This window comes from Hahella chejuensis KCTC 2396, from assembly GCF_000012985.1.
In the GTDB taxonomy this organism is placed as follows: Bacteria; Pseudomonadota; Gammaproteobacteria; order Pseudomonadales; family Oleiphilaceae; genus Hahella; species Hahella chejuensis.
Genome location: NC_007645.1, coordinates 6,999,724 through 7,018,073, shown reverse-complemented (window position 1 = coordinate 7,018,073; position 18,350 = coordinate 6,999,724). Strand labels below are relative to the sequence as shown.

The window sequence follows — 18,350 nt, the reverse complement described above, 5'->3', positions numbered from 1 at the left end:
TGCGGGGCCAGGGAACAGCCCGAAGTACGCAGAGAGCTTTGGGGGCGATTTGCGTATCGACGCGGCTTGAAATGCCCGTCTTGGCGGCGGTTGTCAATTTGGGAACAAATTGGGAATCGTCGCCTTTCTTGCTTTCAATCTCGGTAAAAGTGCTCTTTCTCATCAAAAAATATTAGTAATTTCAATGAGATGAATTGTTGTGGCGGGCTTCTGGCGTAAGCAGGGTTTTATCTTGGGGTGACAGGTTGTCGCGTTATAACGCCATAACTAAGCCGCCGCAGCCTTGACCCTAATAACCCCCCTGCAACATGATTTTGGGGACGTTCCCAACGGTAGAAGCCTGTCATGCCAACAATTATCGATGTATCGGAACTGGCCCACGTGTCGAAATCCACGGTCAGCCGGGTGGTGTCCAACAAAGGGTCTGTCTCTCCCGCTGCGCGTAAGCGGGTGGAGGACGCCATTCGCAAGCTGGGCTACCGCCCCAATCACTTTGCGCGGGGCTTGAAAAGCAATAAGTCCGACATTATCGGCGTGGTGGTGGTGAACCTCGCCAGCCCCTTCTATGCGCAGATGCTGAGCGGCGTACAGGATTACATCTCCGGTTCCGACAAGCATCTGGTGGTCACCAGCGGCTATGGCGATCTGGATCGGGAAGTCGCCGTTATTAATTCGCTGCTGGATCGCCGCTGTGATGGGCTGTTGCTGTACGTGGAAAACGAGGTGCCGTTGGAGCGTCTGGCCGGCGTGCATCCCGGCAATTATCCCATTGTGACCATGGGACGCATGTTGCCCGGTATTTCCAAATGGTCGGCGCGGGTGGACAACCTGCATGGCGGCTATCTGGCGGCGCGTTATTTATTGGAGAAAGGGCACCGGCGCATCGCGCATCTGATGGGGCCGGAGAGCTATCTGGACGCCCGCCTGCGCCGAGACGGCTTCCTGCGCGCTATGGCGGAACAGGGCCTGAGCGAGCGCGATTACCTGATTCTGTCCGGCCCCTACGAAGAGACATTTGGTTATCAGGCGACCCTGCGGCTGCTGGACGGCGGCGCCCGGTTCACTGCTATTTGCGCCGGCGATGACGATATGGCGGCAGGGGTCTATCAAGCCCTGCGCGAGCGTGGCGTCAGCGTGCCGGAGCAAATCTCGGTGGTGGGGTATGACGACAACTTCCACGCCAAATTAATGTGTCCCGCATTGACTACTGTCAGGCAGGACGTGATGGAGATGGGTGAAGCGGCGGTAAAACTGCTCATCGAGCGCTTGGAGAATCCGACCATGGCGGAGAAGCACGTCGTGTTGGAGCCCAAGCTGATTGAACGGGATTCAGTGAGAGATCTGAACTGAGTCGCGAGGGGGTCAACTTACAACAGGAAATAGGAAGGCGAATGAAAGCGACGACAAAAATAAAAACGCGGTCTTTAGCGGTTTGCCTGGTGCTGACGGCTTCGGTGCAGGCGGCGGAGGCGGACCCGAACAGGATTCATGGCGGCGAACTGGTGCTGGCTCCGACTCAGACCAACGCCCATGTGCGTAACTTCAACCCTTACAACTTCTCTGTCGGCGCGTTCTACGCCCAGGATTTCATTTACGAGCCCCTGTGGATTTACAACATCGCCCATCCCGGCCAGGACTTTCCCCGTCTCGCCCTCTCCTATGAAACTGCGGACGATTTGCGCTCCGTCACCTATCATCTGCGCCCGGGCGTAAAGTGGTCAGATGGCCAGCCCTTTAGCGCTGACGATGTGGTCTTTACGTTCGAACTGGCGAAATCCCACCCGGCTTTTCCAGTCGGACTGGACATCCAGTCCGACAGCAATCCCAATGGCCTGATCGTCAACATGGAAAAGATCGACGATCTCACTGTGGTGGCGCGTCTAAGCAAACCCAGCGCGTTGGCCCACGAACATATCGGCGTGATGTATCCCTTGCCGGGTCACATCTGGAAAGACGTGCAGGACCCGACCACTTTCGCCAATCCGGAACCGGTGGCCACCGGGCCCTTTACCGAGGTGCGTTCTTTCAGCATGTCCCAGTTCAAGGTGTGCAGAAACGAGAAATACTGGGACGCCGGCAAGCCCTACATCGACTGTCTGAAGTTCCCTCAGTATTCCGGCAATGATCAGACCATGCTGGCGGCGCGGGCCGGCAAAATCGACTGGCTGGGAGACGGCATGTCGGACCCGGAAAAAACCTACGTCAACGGCGACAAGCACAACAAATACTGGTTTCCCGCCGGGGCTAACGCCAATTTGCATTTGAACACCCGTAAAGCGCCGTTCAACAGTTTGCCGTTCCGGCAGGCGTTCAGCATGGCGCTCAACCGCCGCTTTATTCTGGATGTAGCCACCTTCGGCCTGACCACGGAAACCCAATTTCCCATCGGCACCGGCGAGCTGTACAGGGAATGGTATGACGCGCAGGCCTTGCAGCCATACCGTTATCTGATGGAATACAACCCCAAGCGCGCCAAGGCCCTGTTGGATGAGAACGGCTTCGTTGATCGCGACGGCGACGGCTGGCGCGACAACCCGGACGGTTCCCCCATTGAGTTCAAGCTGGCGGTGCCTTCCGGCTGGTCGGACTGGGTTAACACCATGATGACGGTGTCCGAGAATCTGCGCGATATCGGGGTCAACGCCCATCTCAGCACCCAGGACGAAAGCACCTGGTTTGCGGGGACCACCCAGGGCGACTTTGACGTTTACATCATGTGGACCAAGCCTTCCGCGACGCCTCATGGAACCTATAGCCTGATGTTCATTACAGATGGGTTGGCGGAAGGGCGGCGGTTGGAGCAGAACATGCACGGCATGGTCATTCCAGAAATCAATCAGGCGCTGGATCGCTTCGCGCAGACCCAGGACAGGGTGGAACAGAAAAAATGGCTGACGCAGGTGCACAAACAGGTGGCGGAGAAACTGCCGGTCATCACTCTGTTCGCCAATCCGGACTGGTATCAGTACAACGACTCCCGTTTTCAGGGCTGGGTGACTCAGGACAATCCTTATGTGCGGCCGATGTTGCACCTGGGGGTGCCGGAGCGGGGCGTGCATGTGTTGAATCTGTCTCTGCGTAAAGAAGCGGCGGCGCAAGTGGCGCGACAATAGCGTCCGCCAGGGAGATGTGCTAATGCGCTTTATTCTGCGCCGTCTGGGGTTTTATTGCGCCGCCTTTGCGGTGGCGTTGACCCTCAACTTTTTTATTCCCCGTCTGATGCCGGGCGACCCGGCGTCGACATTGTTCGTCAGTCTGCGTGGGCGCATGTCGCAACAAAGTCTGGACGCCATGCGCGCCGCCTATGGGTTTGACGGCAGTCTGTGGGATCAGTTCGTCGCCTATGTGATCAGGCTGTTGCATGGCGATCTGGGCGTCTCCACGGTTAATTTTCCTCAGCCGGCCTCAGAAATGCTGTTATACGCCGCAGGCTGGACTCTGTTTCTGGTGGGCGTTGCGACCTTGTTGAGTTTTGCCGTGGGCATTTTATTCGGAATGTTCGCGGCCTGGCGGCGCGGCTCCTTCTTCGACACGCTGTTTACGCCAGTAAATGTCATGCTCAACGCCTTCACCCCGGCTGTAGTGGCTTTACTGCTGCTGTACGGTTTCGCCCTGCAACTGCAATGGTTTCCTTTGGGACGCGCTTACGACATCGACCTGGAGCCGGGACTGAATATGGTCTTCATGGGCAGCGTCTTGTATCACAGCGTGCTGCCGCTGGCGTCCCTGGTGATCATCGCCATCGGCGGCTGGCATCTGAGCATGCGCAACACCATGATCAACCTGCTCAACGAAGATTACATCACCCTGGCGCGGGCTAAGGGGCTTAGCGGCCGCCGCATTCTGTTCCGCTACGCCGCCCGCAACGCCATGCTGCCGCAGATCACGTCACTGGCGCTGACCTTCGGATTTGTACTGGGAGGCGCGTTAATCACAGAGGTGGTGTTCAACTATCCCGGTTTGGGCAAGTTCACCCTCGCGGCGATCGAAAAAAGAGATTACGCCTTCATTCAGGGACAACTGCTGTTTCTCACTGTCACGGTGCTGTTGGCGAACCTGATTGCGGACCTGCTGAATCTGCTGTTGGACCCCCGCTTGCGCGACAGGAGTGAATTAGCATGAAACTGCATGATCTACAGGTCGAACTGGGCCTGGACAAGGTAAAGACGGGAGGGCTGCTGAGCCGGGCGCCGGCGCCGTTGCGCATATTTCTGGCGGATAAGCGCGGCGTCGCGGGTCTGGTGATTTTACTGTTGCTGGCGGCGGCTGCTCTGGGCGCGCCCTGGTTGACGGAGTTTCCCCCGGATCGCATGAGCGCCATGCCGCATCTGCCGCCGGACGGCGAGCATTGGCTGGGAACCACGCGCATGGGCAAGGACGTATTCGCGCAATTGCTGTACGGCGCCCGCGCCAGTTTGACGGTAGGGTTGCTGGCTGGACTGTTGGCGACCGTGATCGGCGTGTTCGTGGGCATGTGCGCCGGCTATTTCGGCGGTCGCCTGGATGACGTCATCAGTTTCATCGTCAACGTGGCGCTGGTGGTTCCCGCGCTGCCGCTGATTATCGTGATCGCCAGCTTTGTCGACAGCGCCAGCCCCATGGTGATCGGACTGGTGCTGGCGGCCACCGGCTGGGGCTGGACCGCCCGTATTATCCGCGCGCAGACCCTGCAAATCCGCCATAAAGACTTCATTCTGGCGGCGCAACTGTTGAACGAGCCCTGGTGGCGCATTCTGGCGGCGCATATCCTGCCCAACATGCTGTCTCTAGTGGTGAGCGGCTTCGTGCTGACCACTATCTACGCCATTCTGGCGGAGGCGGGCCTGGAGTTTATCGGCCTGGGCGATCCCAGCGCCGTGACCTGGGGAACCATTTTATTCTGGGGCCAGCAGAACTCGGCGCTGCAGGTCGGCGCCTGGTGGGAAATTCTGCCCGCCTGCTTCGCCATCATGCTTACCGGCGCGGCGCTGGTGCTGATTAACTTCACCGTGGATGAAATCGCCAATCCGTTGCTGCGCAAGCGGCGCGGAGAAAAAGCGGTCATCGCCTACCTGCGCAAGAAGGGATTGCCTGTCAATGACTGACGCCTTATTGAGCATTCGCAACCTCTGTGTGGATTACCTGACGGACGCCGGCGTCGCCCGCGCCGTAGACGATATCAGTTTCGATATTCGCGCAGGCGAGGTATTCGGTCTGGCGGGGGAGTCCGGCTGCGGCAAGAGCACGACTGCTTTCGCTATCGCCCGATTGATCCGCATGCCGGGTTTTGTTTCCGATGGCGAAGTGCTGTTTGACGGACAGGACGTGCTGCGCATGGACGCAAGACGGCTGCGGGCGTTTCGCTGGGCGCAGACCAGTGTTGTCTTACAAAGCGCTATGAACGCGCTGAACCCGGTGATCCGGGTGTCGGAGCAGGTCTGCGACGCCATTCGCGCCCATCAGCGCTTTAGTCAGGATCAGGCGCGCGCGCGAACCCGTGAGCTGTTTGCCCTGGTCGGTATTGATCCGGCCAGGCTGGATGATTACCCCCATCAATTCAGCGGCGGCATGCGCCAGCGCATCTGCATCGCCATGGCGCTGGCGTTGCGACCGCGGCTGATCATCATGGATGAGCCGACCACGGCGTTGGATGTGGTGGTGCAGCGCGACATCATCGGCAAGATTTCCGCATTGCAGCGGGAGTTTGGCTTCTCTGTGCTGTTTATTTCCCACGATCTGGGATTGATGCTGGAGTTCTGCGACCGCATCGGGGTCATGTACGCCGGCAAACTGGTGGAAGCCGGAACGGCGCGGCAGGTGGGAGAGCAACCGGCGCACCCTTATACGCAGGCGCTGTTACGCTCCTTTCCCTCTTTGAACGGCCCCCGCAGGCGCTTGCAGGGCATCCCCGGCGCGCCGCCGCGTTTGACGGAAACCATCGCAGGCTGCGGCTTTGCGCCCCGTTGCGAGTCGTCCGAGTCGGCGTGCTTCACTCAGGCGCAAAGTCTGGCGCCGGTATCGGAAGGACGCCTCGTCGCCTGCGCCAGGGTTTCCCGTCCGGTCATTGCGGCGGCTCAGACACTGGAGGCCTCATGATGGCGGAATCCGCCTTGTTGCGAATGGATAACGTGTCGCTGGATTTTAAAAGCGGCGCATGGGGACGCCGATCGACGTTGCGCGCCTTGCGTGACGTCAGCCTGTCTCTGCAGCCAGGCAAAGCGCTGGCGTTGGTGGGTGAATCCGGCAGCGGCAAAAGCACCTGCGCGCGATTGTTGAGCGGGCTGCATCAGCCGACAGAAGGGGATATCTTTTGGCGAGGCGTGGGCCTGGCGACGCGTAAATCCAAGGAGATCTCCGCGTATCGCCGTTGCGTGCAAATGATCTTTCAAGACCCGTTCAGTTCTCTTAATCCGGCGTTGTCCGTCGGTTATCAGATCGAACGCCCTCTGCTGGCCAACGGCATTGTCGACAGCGCCGCCGAAGCCGCCGGGCAAGCCCGCATCTTGTTGGAGCGCGTCGGCTTGCATCCCGCCGAAGAAACCGCCGCCAAGCGTCCCCATGAGTTAAGCGGCGGTCAGCGTCAACGGGTCGCTATCGCCAGGGCGCTGGCGGTGCAGCCGGAAGTGATCCTGGCGGACGAACCCACGTCCATGCTGGATGTCTCCGTGCGCATCGGCATTTTGAATTTGCTGTTGGACTTGAAGCAGGAACAGGGTATTTCGTTTCTGTTCATCACTCATGATCTGGCTTCCGCCCGCTATTTCGCCGACGACATCGCGGTTCTCTACGGCGGCTCTCTGGTGGAGCAGGGTGATAGCGACGTCATCACGCAGAATCCGCAGCACCCTTATACGCGGTTGCTGCTGAACTCCATTCCCGGCGCGGGCTCCGGCGCTGTGTCTGCGCCACCGGAAACGGACGCCTCGTTGCGCCGTCCGGACGCCAAGGGATGTCCCTTCGCGCATCGTTGTCCGCAGGCCATTCCCGAATGCCGGGAGAGTGCGCCGGCGTTGCGTCGGTTGTCGGACTCCCACTCCATTCGTTGCCATCTTTACTGAACCACTTTCGGAATCCTTTTATGTCGACCAGCTTGCTAGTGAACCATCTTGGTTATTCCTGTGACGCCGTGAAACGTTGCATCGTCCAAAGCCGGGAAAGATTGACCGGCTCGACGGCGCAATTGCTTAGTGAGGACGGCGAGATCATGGCCAGGTTCGCCCTGGGCGAACCCATGCGCGTCGCCAGCTGGCATACGGGCGATTGTTATGTAGTGGATTTCAGTCAGGTGTCGGAAACGGGCCGCTACTATTTTGAAATGGACGGTTGTGAACTGAACGGCGACCGCACGCGTTCCCACTGGTTCGATATCGCCCCCACTATCGGGCGGCGTCTGACGCCGATGATAACGGAGTACTTCCGGCTGGTGCGGTGTCAGGGACGCTATGACGACTATGACCGTAACCTGCCCTTCTTCGGTCAGCGTAAATCCGGCCGCGTCGATGTCAGCGGCGGTTGGTACGACGCATCCGGAGATGTCAGCAAATATTTGAGTCATCTTTCTTACGCCAACTACATGGCTCCGCAACAGACGCCGCTGGTGGTGTGGAGTCTGCTGTCGGCGGCGGCGCGTCTGCCCAAGGCTGTTCAGGCTCAGGCGGGGGAAGAAGCGTTATATGGCGCGGACTTTCTATGCCGGATGTTCGACGAGGACGAGGGATATTTTTATCAGATCGTATTTGACCGCTGGAGCAAGGACCCCGAGCAGCGCAATATCTGCAACTACGCCACGCAGAAAGGCTACAAGAGCGAGCGCTGGGAGGCCAGCCTGCGTCAGGGCGGCGGCATGGCCATCGCCGCATTGGCCGCTGCGGCGCAGTATAGCGTGGCGCTTGGCGTATATGACAAGCCCTATCGGCGCATCGCTGAGCGCGCCTTCGCGCATCTGCAGGAAAACAATCTCGCCTATCTGGATAACGGCAAGGAAAACATCATCGATGACTATTGCGCCTTGCTGGCGGCGGTGGAGCTGTATCAGCTAACCGGGTTGGAGCGTTACAGCCAGTACGCCACGGCGCGCATCCGCAATCTGGTCAATAAGCAGAGTTGCGGTCATGGCTACGAAGGCTGGTGGCGGGTGGAGGAAGACAATGACAGACCCTTCTTCCATGCCTCCGATGAGGGATTGCCTATCATTGCTTTGTTGAGGGCGCAGGAAGTGATGGAGGGCGACATTCCTCTACAGTTTTTCGTGCGTCGCGCGCTGGAGTTTTATCTCGCTATCAGCCGTGACGTGGACAATCCCTTTGGCTATCCCCGGCAGTTGGTGAAACCGCTCAAACAACGCCCGAGAGCGCAGTTTTTCTTTCCTCACAACAATGAATCCGGCTATTGGTGGCAGGGGGAGAATGCGCGGCTGGGCTCACTGACGGCGGCGTCGCGCTGGTATCGACGGCAGAACGAGGTTCCCGAACGCCTGCAGGCGGAGCTGCGTGGATTCGAACAGAATTTGCAGAACTGGTTATTGGGAGTCAATCCGTTCAATTGCTGCATGCTGGAAGGCGTCGGCCACAATAATCCGCAATACAGCGAACTCTATCCCGCATCCAAAGGCGGGATTTGCAACGGCGTTACCTCCAGCCTGCATGATGAAATGGACATCGCCATGATGGAGACGGACGACCCGTTGCACAGTTGGCGCTGGAGCGAGCAATGGCTGCCCCACGCCGCCTGGTGGTTGCTCGCTTTTTCCCTGGAGGATCAAGGTGTTTCGTAACGATAATGCCCGGTGATGGGATAGTCGAACAGCATGTCTTCCAATTTGGGACCGCGTCCTATGTTGTGAACGATCATCGGGCGACCGCTGAGCCAGTGCTTTTTATCCACAACGATGCCGATATGAGGCAGATTTCCCGGCAGCATCCAGGTCACCAGATCGCCAGGCTGATAATCCTCCGCCTTGTCGGTGACGGGAAGCGACTGGCCGTGACGGGAAAAGTAGGTCTGCAGATTGGGAACGCGGCGGTGGTCAATATTGGCGTCCGGCTTTTTCAGCCCCCAGTTTTTCGGATACAGCGAAAAATGCTGACGCATGTCCTCGTGTACTTCCTTTTGCAGATCCACGCCTAACTGGCGATAGGCGCGTATCACCACATCGGTGCAGACGCCGGTGTTCGCCGGCACGTCTCCGTTGGGGTAGGGAATGGTGCGATAACTGCCGTCATAAACCACCTGGTGGTTCGTTCGCTCCAGGGCGGCGACGGACAAACGTTGCGAAAATTCACCATCGGCCATCGCCAATGTGGAAAATAACGCGATGACGGTGATCGCGGAAAAACGTGCTTTGAAAAGGAAAATACAACGCATATACGTAACATCTGCTTACTGATCGATACTCCTGTCAGCATGGCGGAAAGTGCTATGGAAAACCATTAGACTTCAGCGAATAATTCGATTCTTTTTTACGCCTTCCGGACTCGCCTTTTTCAATGACGCTTCTCGATCCTGGCATATTGGCTTTTCTCGCCGCTGTGGCGATATTCACTGGTTTCGTCAAAGCGGGCGTACCGGCGTTGGGCGGTTTGATTTCCGCCGCGATGGCGTTGGTGTTTCCTCCCAAAGACGCCTTGGGAATTACCTTGCTGTATCTGCTGGCGGGGGATGTGGTGGCTGTCAGCCTGTATTGGCGGCAGGCGCATTGGAGTGAGCTGGGCAAGATGCTGCCGTCCATTTTTATCGGCATCGGGCTTGGCGCTCTGGCGTTGCAGTTTCTGGACAACGAGAGTCTGGGGCCTGTCATTGGCGCCTTGATTCTGTTCCTGGTGGCGATGGAGCCGTTGCGGCCTTATATCACCGCCTGGGCGATGCGGCGGCTGAACGCGGTGCGCTATTCCTCGGGGATCATGGCGGGTATCGCCACCACCATCGGCAACGCCGCCGGCCCTATTCTCACCCTGTATTTTTTGCTGCTGAAGATCGATAAGCACGGTTTTATCGGTACGGCGGCGGTATTCTTTCTAATCGTCAACCTGACTAAGGTTCCGGTCTACGCCTATCTGGGCGTGCTCAAGGATTATTACCTGCTGAGCTATCTGGCGACAGTTCCCCTGGTGTTGCTCGGCGCCTACGCAGGACGCCGCTTTCTGGTCTGGATACCACAGCAGTGGTTCAACCGCATCGCCCTGATCATGACTGGCGTAGCGGGATTATGGCTACTGCTGCGGGCGTTCTGAGTCCGCTTCCGCCGGACCAATATAGGCGAAACGTTTTACTTTGACCCCGTCTTTCTCGATGGTTTCATCAAACATCGACAACGGCCGCACCCACACGCCATAATCGCCGTACAACGCGCGATACACCACAAACCACTCCTCCGTCTCCGAATGCCGCGCCACCTCCAATAACTGATAACGCGGTCCTTTGTAATGCTGGTAGATGCCTTTGGGTAAGTGCATGGTAAACCTCTATTTAGTCGATATAACCTGAGGCATCATAGTGTGATGCTATGGTTATTTTGAAAAGGGTCGGGGGTTCTGTGTTTAATAGTTTATGCGCCATGAAATCATTTCTATGGGTTTTAATGTTGTATTTGAAAAGAGAGACAATTTGTAGAGTTTACAAAGCTGGCAAGTATTCATGCATAAGTTATAAGCCTTTTGATTTTACATGGTTTTTTTGATTATGGATGTTGATTTTTATTAATTCTGTGATTTATAAAGGCAAACACAAGTTTGCTAACGGCTCATTTTTGAGAGCTTATTTTTTTAAGAACTTTCACACAGGGGGTGTAAAAGTGAAGACTTCAAATAATTCCTTACTATTTTCTTCCATTGTATTTGTGGCGTGTGCTTCAACATCGCAAGCGGCCTTAATTGAGTGGAATGGGTCTGAGGGGAGCGACTTTAACAATGGCGCGAATTGGTCTGGCGGCGCGACGCCCAGCGTCACAGATACGGCGAAATTCTCAACAGACGGCAGTCATGCTGTGCTCTCTGATAATGCGAGTATCGGTGAGTTATCGGCGGCTGAGGGCGCTGTCACTGTGGACCTGAACGAAAATAATCTGGATGCGGAGCGGGGCGTCACTGTAAAAAGCCAGCTCACGATCAAGAATGGCAAGTTCAATGAGACTGTAGGAGATAGCGGACCGCCCAAAATAATCGCGGTAGGTAATGATGACGTAACAAACAGCTCGTTAGTTTTTGATAACGTCAGCTTTGGCGATAACTTTGTGAACCAAGGCTCCTTACAGTATGAGATTGGAAAGGACGGGGCCGGTGCGCTCAGGTTTGAAAATGGTTCATCCGCATGGGGGCAGTCAGCAACGATTGGCAAGAGTGGCGAGCTTTCTCTTTCAGGGGGGTCTACATTGTCGTTGACGAATGAGCTTTATGGTTACGGGGGCCGCATCGCCATAAAAGAAGGCTCCAGAGTGACTGCTACGGGCGCTTCGGTTGCGAATACGAACGTGCTTGTAGATGGCGAAGGTTCATTGTTTGAAATGGGTCCCAATGGCGCACTTGGTACTGCAAAATTCCAAAACGGCGGCAAGGGCCAGGGATGGGGCGTCAGTCTGGGTGACGTGACTATTGATGGCGCTGGGAGTTCATTCACCTCAGAAGGGGAGAGCGAAGTCCGCAAACTGGAGATCAGAAATCACGGAGAATTAATCGCTGACAACCTGAGCTTATCCCGTGAAAGCCAGATCTCATTAGGTGAAGGTAAAATCTCCACTTCCTCTCTCGACATGAACGGAGGCGCGCTAAGCGGTTCTGGTGAAATTAAGGGTAACCTGAATAACACCCGCGGCGGGGTCGTTTCGACGGGCGAGTTTGGCGGCTCTATTCGAGTGGAAGGCGATTATACTCAAGATGAGTCAAGCAAGCTGGAAATTACTTTGGGAGATTGGAGTACGCTTGGCGGTTACGAGCTGAATATAGATGGCGTGGCGAACCTGGACGGGGTACTCCAAATCAATCTGTGGGATGAATTTAAACCCAGACTGCATGACTTCTTCACTCTGATCAACGCTGACAAAATAAACGGGATGTTTAGCGATTTTGTGCTTCCCGACTTGGGGTTTGGCATGCATTGGGATTGGGGATATCGCCGCTCCTACGCTGGCGTGAACTCATTTGGCTTAAGAATCGTATCCAGCGCATCCAGTAAGCCTGTTCCCGAACCATACGTATTCGTATTGATGGCGTTAAGCCTGGCTGGAATGGCTGGCGTCAGACTTCTTCGCAAATAGCTCTTAAGCGGCTCCTTCCTGAACTGAAAATTGTCCCCTGGCCGGCCATGGCAGGGGGCGTTGTCCCCTTCGAATAGTTCATTATTTGAATACCTCTGAGTGATCCTTGCGTTTATTCACTACCCGCGAATAGTCAATTCCAACGGGCGATTGAATTGCTATATCCAAGTCATAACGGTCAGTTGAGCGGCTCACTGCTTTGCTAACAATGAGACCTAATTCTTTGGGGATAAGATGTTTCTGCGGCATGTTTTTTTTGAGTAGTTTTCTTGTAACTTATTGATTTTATTGAGTCAGATATTTTTACATAAAATCAATGAGTTAACTAATGTTAATAATATAACCTAATGATTTTAAAAGTTAATTAAATACTTGGTCCTCTCCTTGCCCATAGACACCCGTTATATAAATAAACTGTGGCACAAGGGGTGTAATAGTGAAGACTACTCAAGGTCTGCGTATTTTTTCTTCATTAGTATTTGTTACCTGCGCTTCTCTATCCCAGGCGGCGGTAATTAATTGGAACAATATTGGCGGCGGAAACTATAGCGATGACGCTAATTGGTCTGGTGGGGCCGCGCCAGGAAAAACTGACGAAGCGTTGTTTGATTCAGGCGCTGCAAGCTCCTATACCACCACATTTTCAGAAGACGCCGACGCCCAAAACGTCTCTGTTAATGACGATGACGTCACTATGGAGCTTAATGGCCACAATCTGGAAACCGCCTCTGGAATCTCTGTTGGCGGGACAGAGGGCGGTCGTCTGACCCTGCGGGGAGGCAAGTATAATCAGAAAGCTGATTATAGTGGCGATTTGATCAAAGTGCTTGTCGGCAGCGAAGCAGGCTCCAAAGGCGACCTGGTGCTTGATGGCGTTGAATTTGGTAGTCCTGAAATTTACGGCAGGATGCAATATTACATAGGCCAGTCCCACTCTGGTTTTGGTGGCGGAGAGGGGACGCTGGAGCTTAAGAATGGCTCCCAGGCTCGGGGCCAAACTGCCTTTATCGGAGATAAAGGTAAAGTATTAATCTCCGGCGGCTCCGGGTTAAACCTGGCGAATGAGTTGATTATGGAGAGCGGTGGATATCTGAAAATATCTGAAGGCACCGGTGTTAGCTCATCTGGCGCAAGTCTTGCCGGAAAAGTTCTGGTAGACGGAGAACACTCCAGTCTTAATGTCGGCGAATATGGCTACATGGATGGGGACATAACTTATCAGAACGGAGCAACCGGCAGTGGAGGAAATATAGCTGTAGGTAACCGCATGACCATCGACGGCGCAGGTTCTGACTTCTCAGCCATGGGGAATGTAGATGTCAGTGGCAGGCTTACTGTCAGCCACGGCGCGAGTTTGAGCTCAGATTACGCAATTTCTGCGCTTCCGGGCGGTGTGTTGTCCTTGCATGACGGAAAAGTAAGCGCAGGAGCTGTGTTAACAGAAGGCGGTAAGATTGAAGGCTCCGGTGAAGTAAAGGGCAACGTCAGCAATACTAACCGTGGCACGGTGGCGACGGGAGAGAATGGCGATGCGTTAACTATTACTGGCGACTATTCGCAAGACAGCTCAAGCACCCTGGCGTTGACTCTGGGTGGTTGGGATGCGATTGGCGACTATGAGCTGAATATTTCTGGCGACGCTAATCTGGACGGCATTCTAAAGATCGATCTTTGGGACACCTTCAAGCCTGAGCTGAATGACGTATTCACGCTGATCAAAGCGGAAAACATCAATGGTATGTTCAGTGACTTCGTATTACCGAGTTTGGCTTCTGGTTTAGCCTGGGACTGGGGTAGCGTGATGGTTGCAGGCTTGGAGACTTTCAGTCTGAAAGTTGTGAAAAACGTGCCTGAGCCCTACACCATTGTATTGATGACTATTGGCCTGGCTGGATTCGCTGGCGCGAGACGTTTTCGTAAAGCGGCGTAAGCCCAGTTCTGTTTATTGATATGTTTTGCCCGTACTTTGCTGGAACGTAAAGTACGGGATTTACCTCCCTACTTGTCTGTGACCATTCTTTGCACCTCCCGCCCGCTAACTTCAATCGATATTTACCGTCGTTTCTGACCCTACAATTCAAAACTTTAATGTTTCATGGCTCAGCGTGAAGCGCCTCGGATTGTTTCTAATGCGACAAGCAAGACTCAGACAGTGTGGGGCGCTGTGCATATGAGCAAAATACAAGTTTTCTGAACAAGAAAGAATTCTTGTAAGTTATTGATTTATATAGTCAAAATATTTTACACGAAACGTGACGAACTTTATGGAAATTATTTTAACTATATGAATTTTAAATAAAAAAACAATTATGGCTCATACCTTGCTAAAAAGGTTGCGCCTAAAAACGAACTATTACACAAGGGGTGTAACAATGAAGACTACTCAAGGTCTAGGAATTTTAACTTCATTAGTATTTGTAAGCTGTGCTTCTGTCTCCCAGGCAGCGGTGATTGACTGGAACAATGTAAGCGGCGGTGATTTTAACAATGGAGCAAACTGGGCGGGAGGCTCGGCGCCGGGCGCTGCAGATACAGCATCATTCAATACGGATGTTGCCGGTTCGTATACTGCATCCCTATCGCAGGACACTGATGTCGATAATGTGTCAGTAAAAAATGACCACGTCGTGATCGATTTGAATGGCCAGAATTTGGAAACGCTGACAGGAATATCTGTCAGCGGCGACAAAGGCGCTACGTTAACGCTGAGGAATGGCTCCTTTAATCAGAACGGTGATGAATACGGAGACCTGGTGGAAATCTTGGTGGATAGCGCCTCAGCCTCCGAAAGCCGACTTGTTTTGGATGGCGTTGATTTCGGCGGGAGAGGAATGGGCTCAAGGATGCAGCTTTACGTGGGTTATCCCCCTGCATCGGGTGGGACCAGAGAAGGGGTTTTAGAGCTGAAGAATAAGTCAGGCGTCACCGGGCAGTCTGCTTATATCGGGGGCAAATTGATCCTTTCGGAAGGCTCTAGTATGGGCCTGGCTGGCGAGTTGGACCTTGATGGCGTTCTGGAGATTACAGGCGGCGCTGGGCTAGGATCTTCCGGCGCCTATATATCCGGAAAAACGCTGGTGGATGGAAGAGGCTCAGATCTCAGTGTAGGCGAGTTCGGAGATTTTAGTGGAGAGACCACCTTTCAAAATGGCGCCACGGGTTCGGGCGGCCGTATCTCTACGGGAGGGCGTTTTACTGTAGATGGCGCTGGAACTGAAATTAGGGCTATAGGTTCTATGGATTTGGGCGGTAATGTTGTCGTCAGTAATGGCGGGAGCCTTGTGGCCAGTGATCTGATTACGGTTACTGGCGTTATGAATTTAGACAACGCTCAAATTGAAGCCTCGTCTTTAATGACTGAATTCGCTGGCCGTATTCAGGGCGCTGGAGATATTACCGGTAATGTTAAGAACACGGATAAAGGAACCGTCGCGACGGGAGCAAACGGTTCTTCTTTGAATATTGATGGAAACTATACGCAGGGGCATAGCGGCACTTTGGAGCTGACCTTGGGCGACTGGGATGCGATTGGCGACTACAAGCTAAATATCAACGGTGACGCTGATCTGGACGGCATTCTGAAGATTGATCTTTGGGATACGTTTAAACCCCAGCTGAATGACGTGTTCACGCTGATCAAAGCAGACAACATCAATGGTATGTTCAGCGACTTTGTGTTGCCGAAACTGTCTCCTGGCTTAGGTTGGGATTGGGGAAGCGACATGGTGGCGGGCTTGGAAACGTTTAGCCTGAAGGTCGTCAAAGGCGTGCCAGAGCCTTACACCATCGTGCTGATGACTATTGGCCTGGCTGGATTCGCTGGCGCGAGACGTTTTCGTAAAGCGGCGTAATCCCAGTCCTGTTTATTGAGATATTCCGCCCGTACTTTGTGATATCGCAAAGTACGGGACTTACCTTCCTACTCCTGACAGTCTGTGACCATTTACTGCACACCTCGCCCGTTAACTCCTGTCGATATTAATCGTCGTTTCTGACCCTACAATTCATAACCTCAACGTTTCATGGTCTCAGTGTGAGCGCTGTACATGGATGCAAAATACAAGTTTTCTGAACAAGGAAGAATTCTTGTAAGTTATTGATTTATATAGTCAAAATATTTTACATGAAACGTGACGAATTTTACGGAAACCATTTTAAGTGCATGAATTTAATATAAAAAATAATTCTGGCTCGTACTTTGCTGAAACGGCTCCGCCTAAAAACGAACTATTACACAAGGGGTGTAACAATGAAGACTACTCAAGGTCTAGGAATTTTAACTTCATTAGTATTTGTAAGCTGTGCTTCCGTCTCCCAGGCGGCGGTGATTGACTGGAGCAATGTAAGCGGCGGTGACTTTAACAATGGAGCAAACTGGGCGGGAGGCTCGGCGCCAGGCGCTGCAGATACAGCATCATTCAATACGGATGTTGCCGGTTCGTATAGCGCATCCTTATCGCAGGACGCCAGTGTCAATGATGTGTCAGTAATAAATGACGACGTCGTGATCAATTTGAGTGGACATAACCTGGATACAGCTAGAGGTATAACGGTAGGCGGAGCTAAAGCCGGGAAGCTCGTAATGCGGGATGGCGCTTTTAATAAAGAGCAAGGTTATGAAGGTGAGCGTGTCTCTATCTCAGTTGGTAGCCAGGCTGATACTTACGGAACGCTTGTATTCGACAATGTTAACTTCGGCCGCAACGGTACCCATAGAGTGCAATATCAGATCGGCCACTTTATGGGTACCGTTGGGAAGGGCGCTTTGCAGATCAGGAATGATTCGAGAGTTTCGGGCCAGGATGCCTTTATTGGAGCGGGCAGTGAAATGTCGGTCACTGGAGGATCGAGTTTTTCTGCGATGAATGACTTCACACTAGAGAATAGCGCTTCACTTGACATTTCTGAGGGGGGGAGCGTTGGTGTTTCCTTTGGCGATATCAGTGGTGACGCTCTGGTGAGTGGCGAAGGTTCTAGTTTATTCTTTTCTGAAATCGGTCATATAAGTGGCGCTTTGACCTATCAAGATGGAGCTACAGGAGATGGCAGTAACACCAGTGTCGTCGGTAAGTTGATTATTGATGGAGTGGGTTCTGAGTATGAAAACACCACATATTTGATGTCCATAAGCGGAAACGCGACTGTCACCAATGGAGGCCTTCTTAAATCCGCAGATGCTATCTCAGCAATACCAGGAGGCGTATTGCTGTTGGATGAAGGTAAGGTCGCCGCGCAAAGAGTGATGACGGAAGGCGGTAAAATACAAGGGAATGGCGACATAACCGGTGATGTCCAAAATACATATGAAGGGACTATCGCGACGGGAGCAAACGGTTCTTCTTTGAATATTGATGGAAACTATACGCAGGAGCATGGCAGCACGCTGGAGCTTACCTTGGGCGACTGGGATGCGATTGGCGACTACAAGCTGAATATCAACGGTGACGCTGATCTGGACGGCATTCTGAAGATTGATCTTTGGGATACGTTTAAACCCCAGCTGAATGACGTGTTCACCCTGATCAAAGCAGACAACATCAATGGTATGTTCAGCGACTTTGTGTTGCCGAAACTGTCTCCTGGCTTGGGCTGGGACTGGGGAAGCGACATGGTGGCGGGCTTGGAAACGTTTAGCCTGAAGGTCGTCAAAGGCGTGCCAGAGCCTTATACCATCGTGCTGATGACTATCGGTTTGGCGGGATTCGCTGGCGCGAGACGTTTCCGTAAAGCGGCGTAAGCCCAGTCCTGTTTATTGAGATATTCCGCCCGTACTTTGTTAAATTGCAAAGTGCGGGCTTTTACGTTCCCTTCTTTTAATCTGCCTTAATCTATACGTATCTGAACTTTATTTGTTTATTTATAAAACAAATTCTCACCTAGTTGTCTTTTCTTGTATATGGTAAGTCTTCTTTATAAAAATGAGATTTGCTGTCACATATATATTGATAGTACAAGTATTCTTAATAGTTAAGTATGCTTGTAAGATGTTGATTTATATAGTCAAAATATTTTACATATTTGTCTTGTTGAATATTTTATAAGTTATATATTGTTGATTTTAAATATAAAAATATTCTGGTCCGCACCTTGCTAACGAGTCTGCGCCATATAAATGAACTAATAC

Annotated in this window: 14 protein-coding genes; 12 read left to right on the top strand and 2 right to left on the bottom strand. The window is 53.3% G+C overall.

The genetic code is table 11. From position 1 onward, the window contains the following. Positions 1 to 345 precede the first annotated feature (345 nt). Genes HCH_RS31155 through HCH_RS31125 form a run of 7 tightly spaced genes read left to right on the top strand, consistent with a single transcriptional unit; the run spans position 346 to position 8,752 of the window. Complete coding sequence (locus tag HCH_RS31155) at positions 346 to 1,350, top strand: LacI family DNA-binding transcriptional regulator (protein WP_011400573.1); 1,005 nt, start codon at positions 346 to 348, stop codon at positions 1,348 to 1,350. A gap of 41 nt (positions 1,351 to 1,391) precedes the next feature. Then, entirely contained in the window at positions 1,392 to 3,113 is a 1,722-nt protein-coding gene (locus HCH_RS31150) for an ABC transporter substrate-binding protein (RefSeq protein WP_011400572.1), read from the top strand. Between the two features lie 22 nt (positions 3,114 to 3,135). Next, positions 3,136 to 4,122 (top strand): ABC transporter permease, encoded by a 987-nt coding sequence (locus HCH_RS31145; protein WP_011400571.1) that lies wholly within the window; start codon positions 3,136 to 3,138, stop codon positions 4,120 to 4,122. Then, positions 4,119 to 5,084 carry an ABC transporter permease gene (locus HCH_RS31140; protein ID WP_011400570.1) on the top strand — a complete coding sequence of 322 codons (966 nt, stop codon included), beginning with the start codon at positions 4,119 to 4,121 and terminating at the stop codon, positions 5,082 to 5,084. The genes HCH_RS31145 and HCH_RS31140 overlap by 4 nt, the downstream gene beginning before the upstream one ends. Then, positions 5,077 to 6,075 (top strand): ABC transporter ATP-binding protein, encoded by a 999-nt coding sequence (locus tag HCH_RS31135; RefSeq protein ID WP_011400569.1) that lies wholly within the window; start codon positions 5,077 to 5,079, stop codon positions 6,073 to 6,075. Before HCH_RS31140 ends, HCH_RS31135 begins: the two co-directional genes overlap by 8 nt. Then, positions 6,072 to 7,037 carry an ABC transporter ATP-binding protein gene (locus HCH_RS31130; protein ID WP_011400568.1) on the top strand — a complete coding sequence of 322 codons (966 nt, stop codon included), beginning with the start codon at positions 6,072 to 6,074 and terminating at the stop codon, positions 7,035 to 7,037. The genes HCH_RS31135 and HCH_RS31130 overlap by 4 nt, the downstream gene beginning before the upstream one ends. 20 nt (positions 7,038 to 7,057) lie before the next feature. Continuing rightward, positions 7,058 to 8,752, top strand: coding sequence for a glycoside hydrolase family 9 protein (locus HCH_RS31125; protein ID WP_011400567.1), 1,695 nt, complete (start codon positions 7,058 to 7,060; stop codon positions 8,750 to 8,752). On the opposite strand, the gene HCH_RS31120 is transcribed toward HCH_RS31125, so the two are convergent. Beyond that, positions 8,737 to 9,342, bottom strand: coding sequence for a DUF1287 domain-containing protein (locus tag HCH_RS31120; RefSeq protein WP_011400566.1), 606 nt, complete (start codon positions 9,340 to 9,342; stop codon positions 8,737 to 8,739). The two genes, HCH_RS31125 and HCH_RS31120, sit on opposite strands and share 16 nt — an antisense overlap. Before the next feature lie 122 nt (positions 9,343 to 9,464). Between HCH_RS31120 and HCH_RS31115 the strand changes: the two genes are divergently transcribed. Beyond that, entirely contained in the window at positions 9,465 to 10,208 is a 744-nt protein-coding gene (locus HCH_RS31115; protein ID WP_011400564.1) for a sulfite exporter TauE/SafE family protein, read from the top strand. Here HCH_RS31115 and HCH_RS31110 read toward each other — a convergent pair. Next, positions 10,188 to 10,430, bottom strand: coding sequence for a DUF1653 domain-containing protein (locus HCH_RS31110; protein ID WP_011400563.1), 243 nt, complete (start codon positions 10,428 to 10,430; stop codon positions 10,188 to 10,190). The two genes, HCH_RS31115 and HCH_RS31110, sit on opposite strands and share 21 nt — an antisense overlap. Positions 10,431 to 10,660: 230 nt before the next feature. Between HCH_RS31110 and HCH_RS31105 the strand changes: the two genes are divergently transcribed. The 4 genes from HCH_RS31105 to HCH_RS31090 all read left to right on the top strand — a co-directional run bounded on the left by HCH_RS31105 (position 10,661) and on the right by HCH_RS31090 (position 17,963). Then, a complete protein-coding gene (locus HCH_RS31105) occupies positions 10,661 to 12,226 on the top strand; it encodes a PEP-CTERM domain protein (RefSeq protein ID WP_041599049.1) in 1,566 nt (521 codons plus the stop codon). Positions 12,227 to 12,662: 436 nt separating this feature from the next. After that, positions 12,663 to 14,156 carry a PEP-CTERM sorting domain-containing protein gene (locus HCH_RS31100; RefSeq protein ID WP_011400561.1) on the top strand — a complete coding sequence of 498 codons (1,494 nt, stop codon included), beginning with the start codon at positions 12,663 to 12,665 and terminating at the stop codon, positions 14,154 to 14,156. Between the two features lie 442 nt (positions 14,157 to 14,598). Further along, complete coding sequence (locus HCH_RS31095; RefSeq protein ID WP_011400560.1) at positions 14,599 to 16,077, top strand: PEP-CTERM sorting domain-containing protein; 1,479 nt, start codon at positions 14,599 to 14,601, stop codon at positions 16,075 to 16,077. Between the two features lie 398 nt (positions 16,078 to 16,475). After that, on the top strand, positions 16,476 to 17,963 hold the full coding sequence (locus HCH_RS31090; protein WP_083769850.1) for a PEP-CTERM sorting domain-containing protein: 1,488 nt from the start codon (positions 16,476 to 16,478) through the stop codon (positions 17,961 to 17,963). Positions 17,964 to 18,350 lie beyond the last annotated feature (387 nt).

What these genes read in the sequence shown, in the direction of transcription:
- HCH_RS31110 (WP_011400563.1), bottom strand. Translation starts at nt 10,430, where the DNA reads ATGCACTTACCCAAAGGCATCTACCAGCATTACAAAGGACCGCGTTAT.
- HCH_RS31155 (WP_011400573.1), top strand. Translation starts at nt 346, where the DNA reads ATGCCAACAATTATCGATGTATCGGAACTGGCCCACGTGTCGAAATCC.
- HCH_RS31105 (WP_041599049.1), top strand. Translation starts at nt 10,661, where the DNA reads ATGTTGATTTTTATTAATTCTGTGATTTATAAAGGCAAACACAAGTTT.
- HCH_RS31095 (WP_011400560.1), top strand. Translation starts at nt 14,599, where the DNA reads ATGAAGACTACTCAAGGTCTAGGAATTTTAACTTCATTAGTATTTGTA.
- HCH_RS31125 (WP_011400567.1), top strand. Translation starts at nt 7,058, where the DNA reads ATGTCGACCAGCTTGCTAGTGAACCATCTTGGTTATTCCTGTGACGCC.
- HCH_RS31130 (WP_011400568.1), top strand. Translation starts at nt 6,072, where the DNA reads ATGATGGCGGAATCCGCCTTGTTGCGAATGGATAACGTGTCGCTGGAT.
- HCH_RS31145 (WP_011400571.1), top strand. Translation starts at nt 3,136, where the DNA reads ATGCGCTTTATTCTGCGCCGTCTGGGGTTTTATTGCGCCGCCTTTGCG.
- HCH_RS31150 (WP_011400572.1), top strand. Translation starts at nt 1,392, where the DNA reads ATGAAAGCGACGACAAAAATAAAAACGCGGTCTTTAGCGGTTTGCCTG.
- HCH_RS31090 (WP_083769850.1), top strand. Translation starts at nt 16,476, where the DNA reads ATGAAGACTACTCAAGGTCTAGGAATTTTAACTTCATTAGTATTTGTA.
- HCH_RS31115 (WP_011400564.1), top strand. Translation starts at nt 9,465, where the DNA reads ATGACGCTTCTCGATCCTGGCATATTGGCTTTTCTCGCCGCTGTGGCG.
- HCH_RS31140 (WP_011400570.1), top strand. Translation starts at nt 4,119, where the DNA reads ATGAAACTGCATGATCTACAGGTCGAACTGGGCCTGGACAAGGTAAAG.
- HCH_RS31120 (WP_011400566.1), bottom strand. Translation starts at nt 9,342, where the DNA reads ATGCGTTGTATTTTCCTTTTCAAAGCACGTTTTTCCGCGATCACCGTC.
- HCH_RS31135 (WP_011400569.1), top strand. Translation starts at nt 5,077, where the DNA reads ATGACTGACGCCTTATTGAGCATTCGCAACCTCTGTGTGGATTACCTG.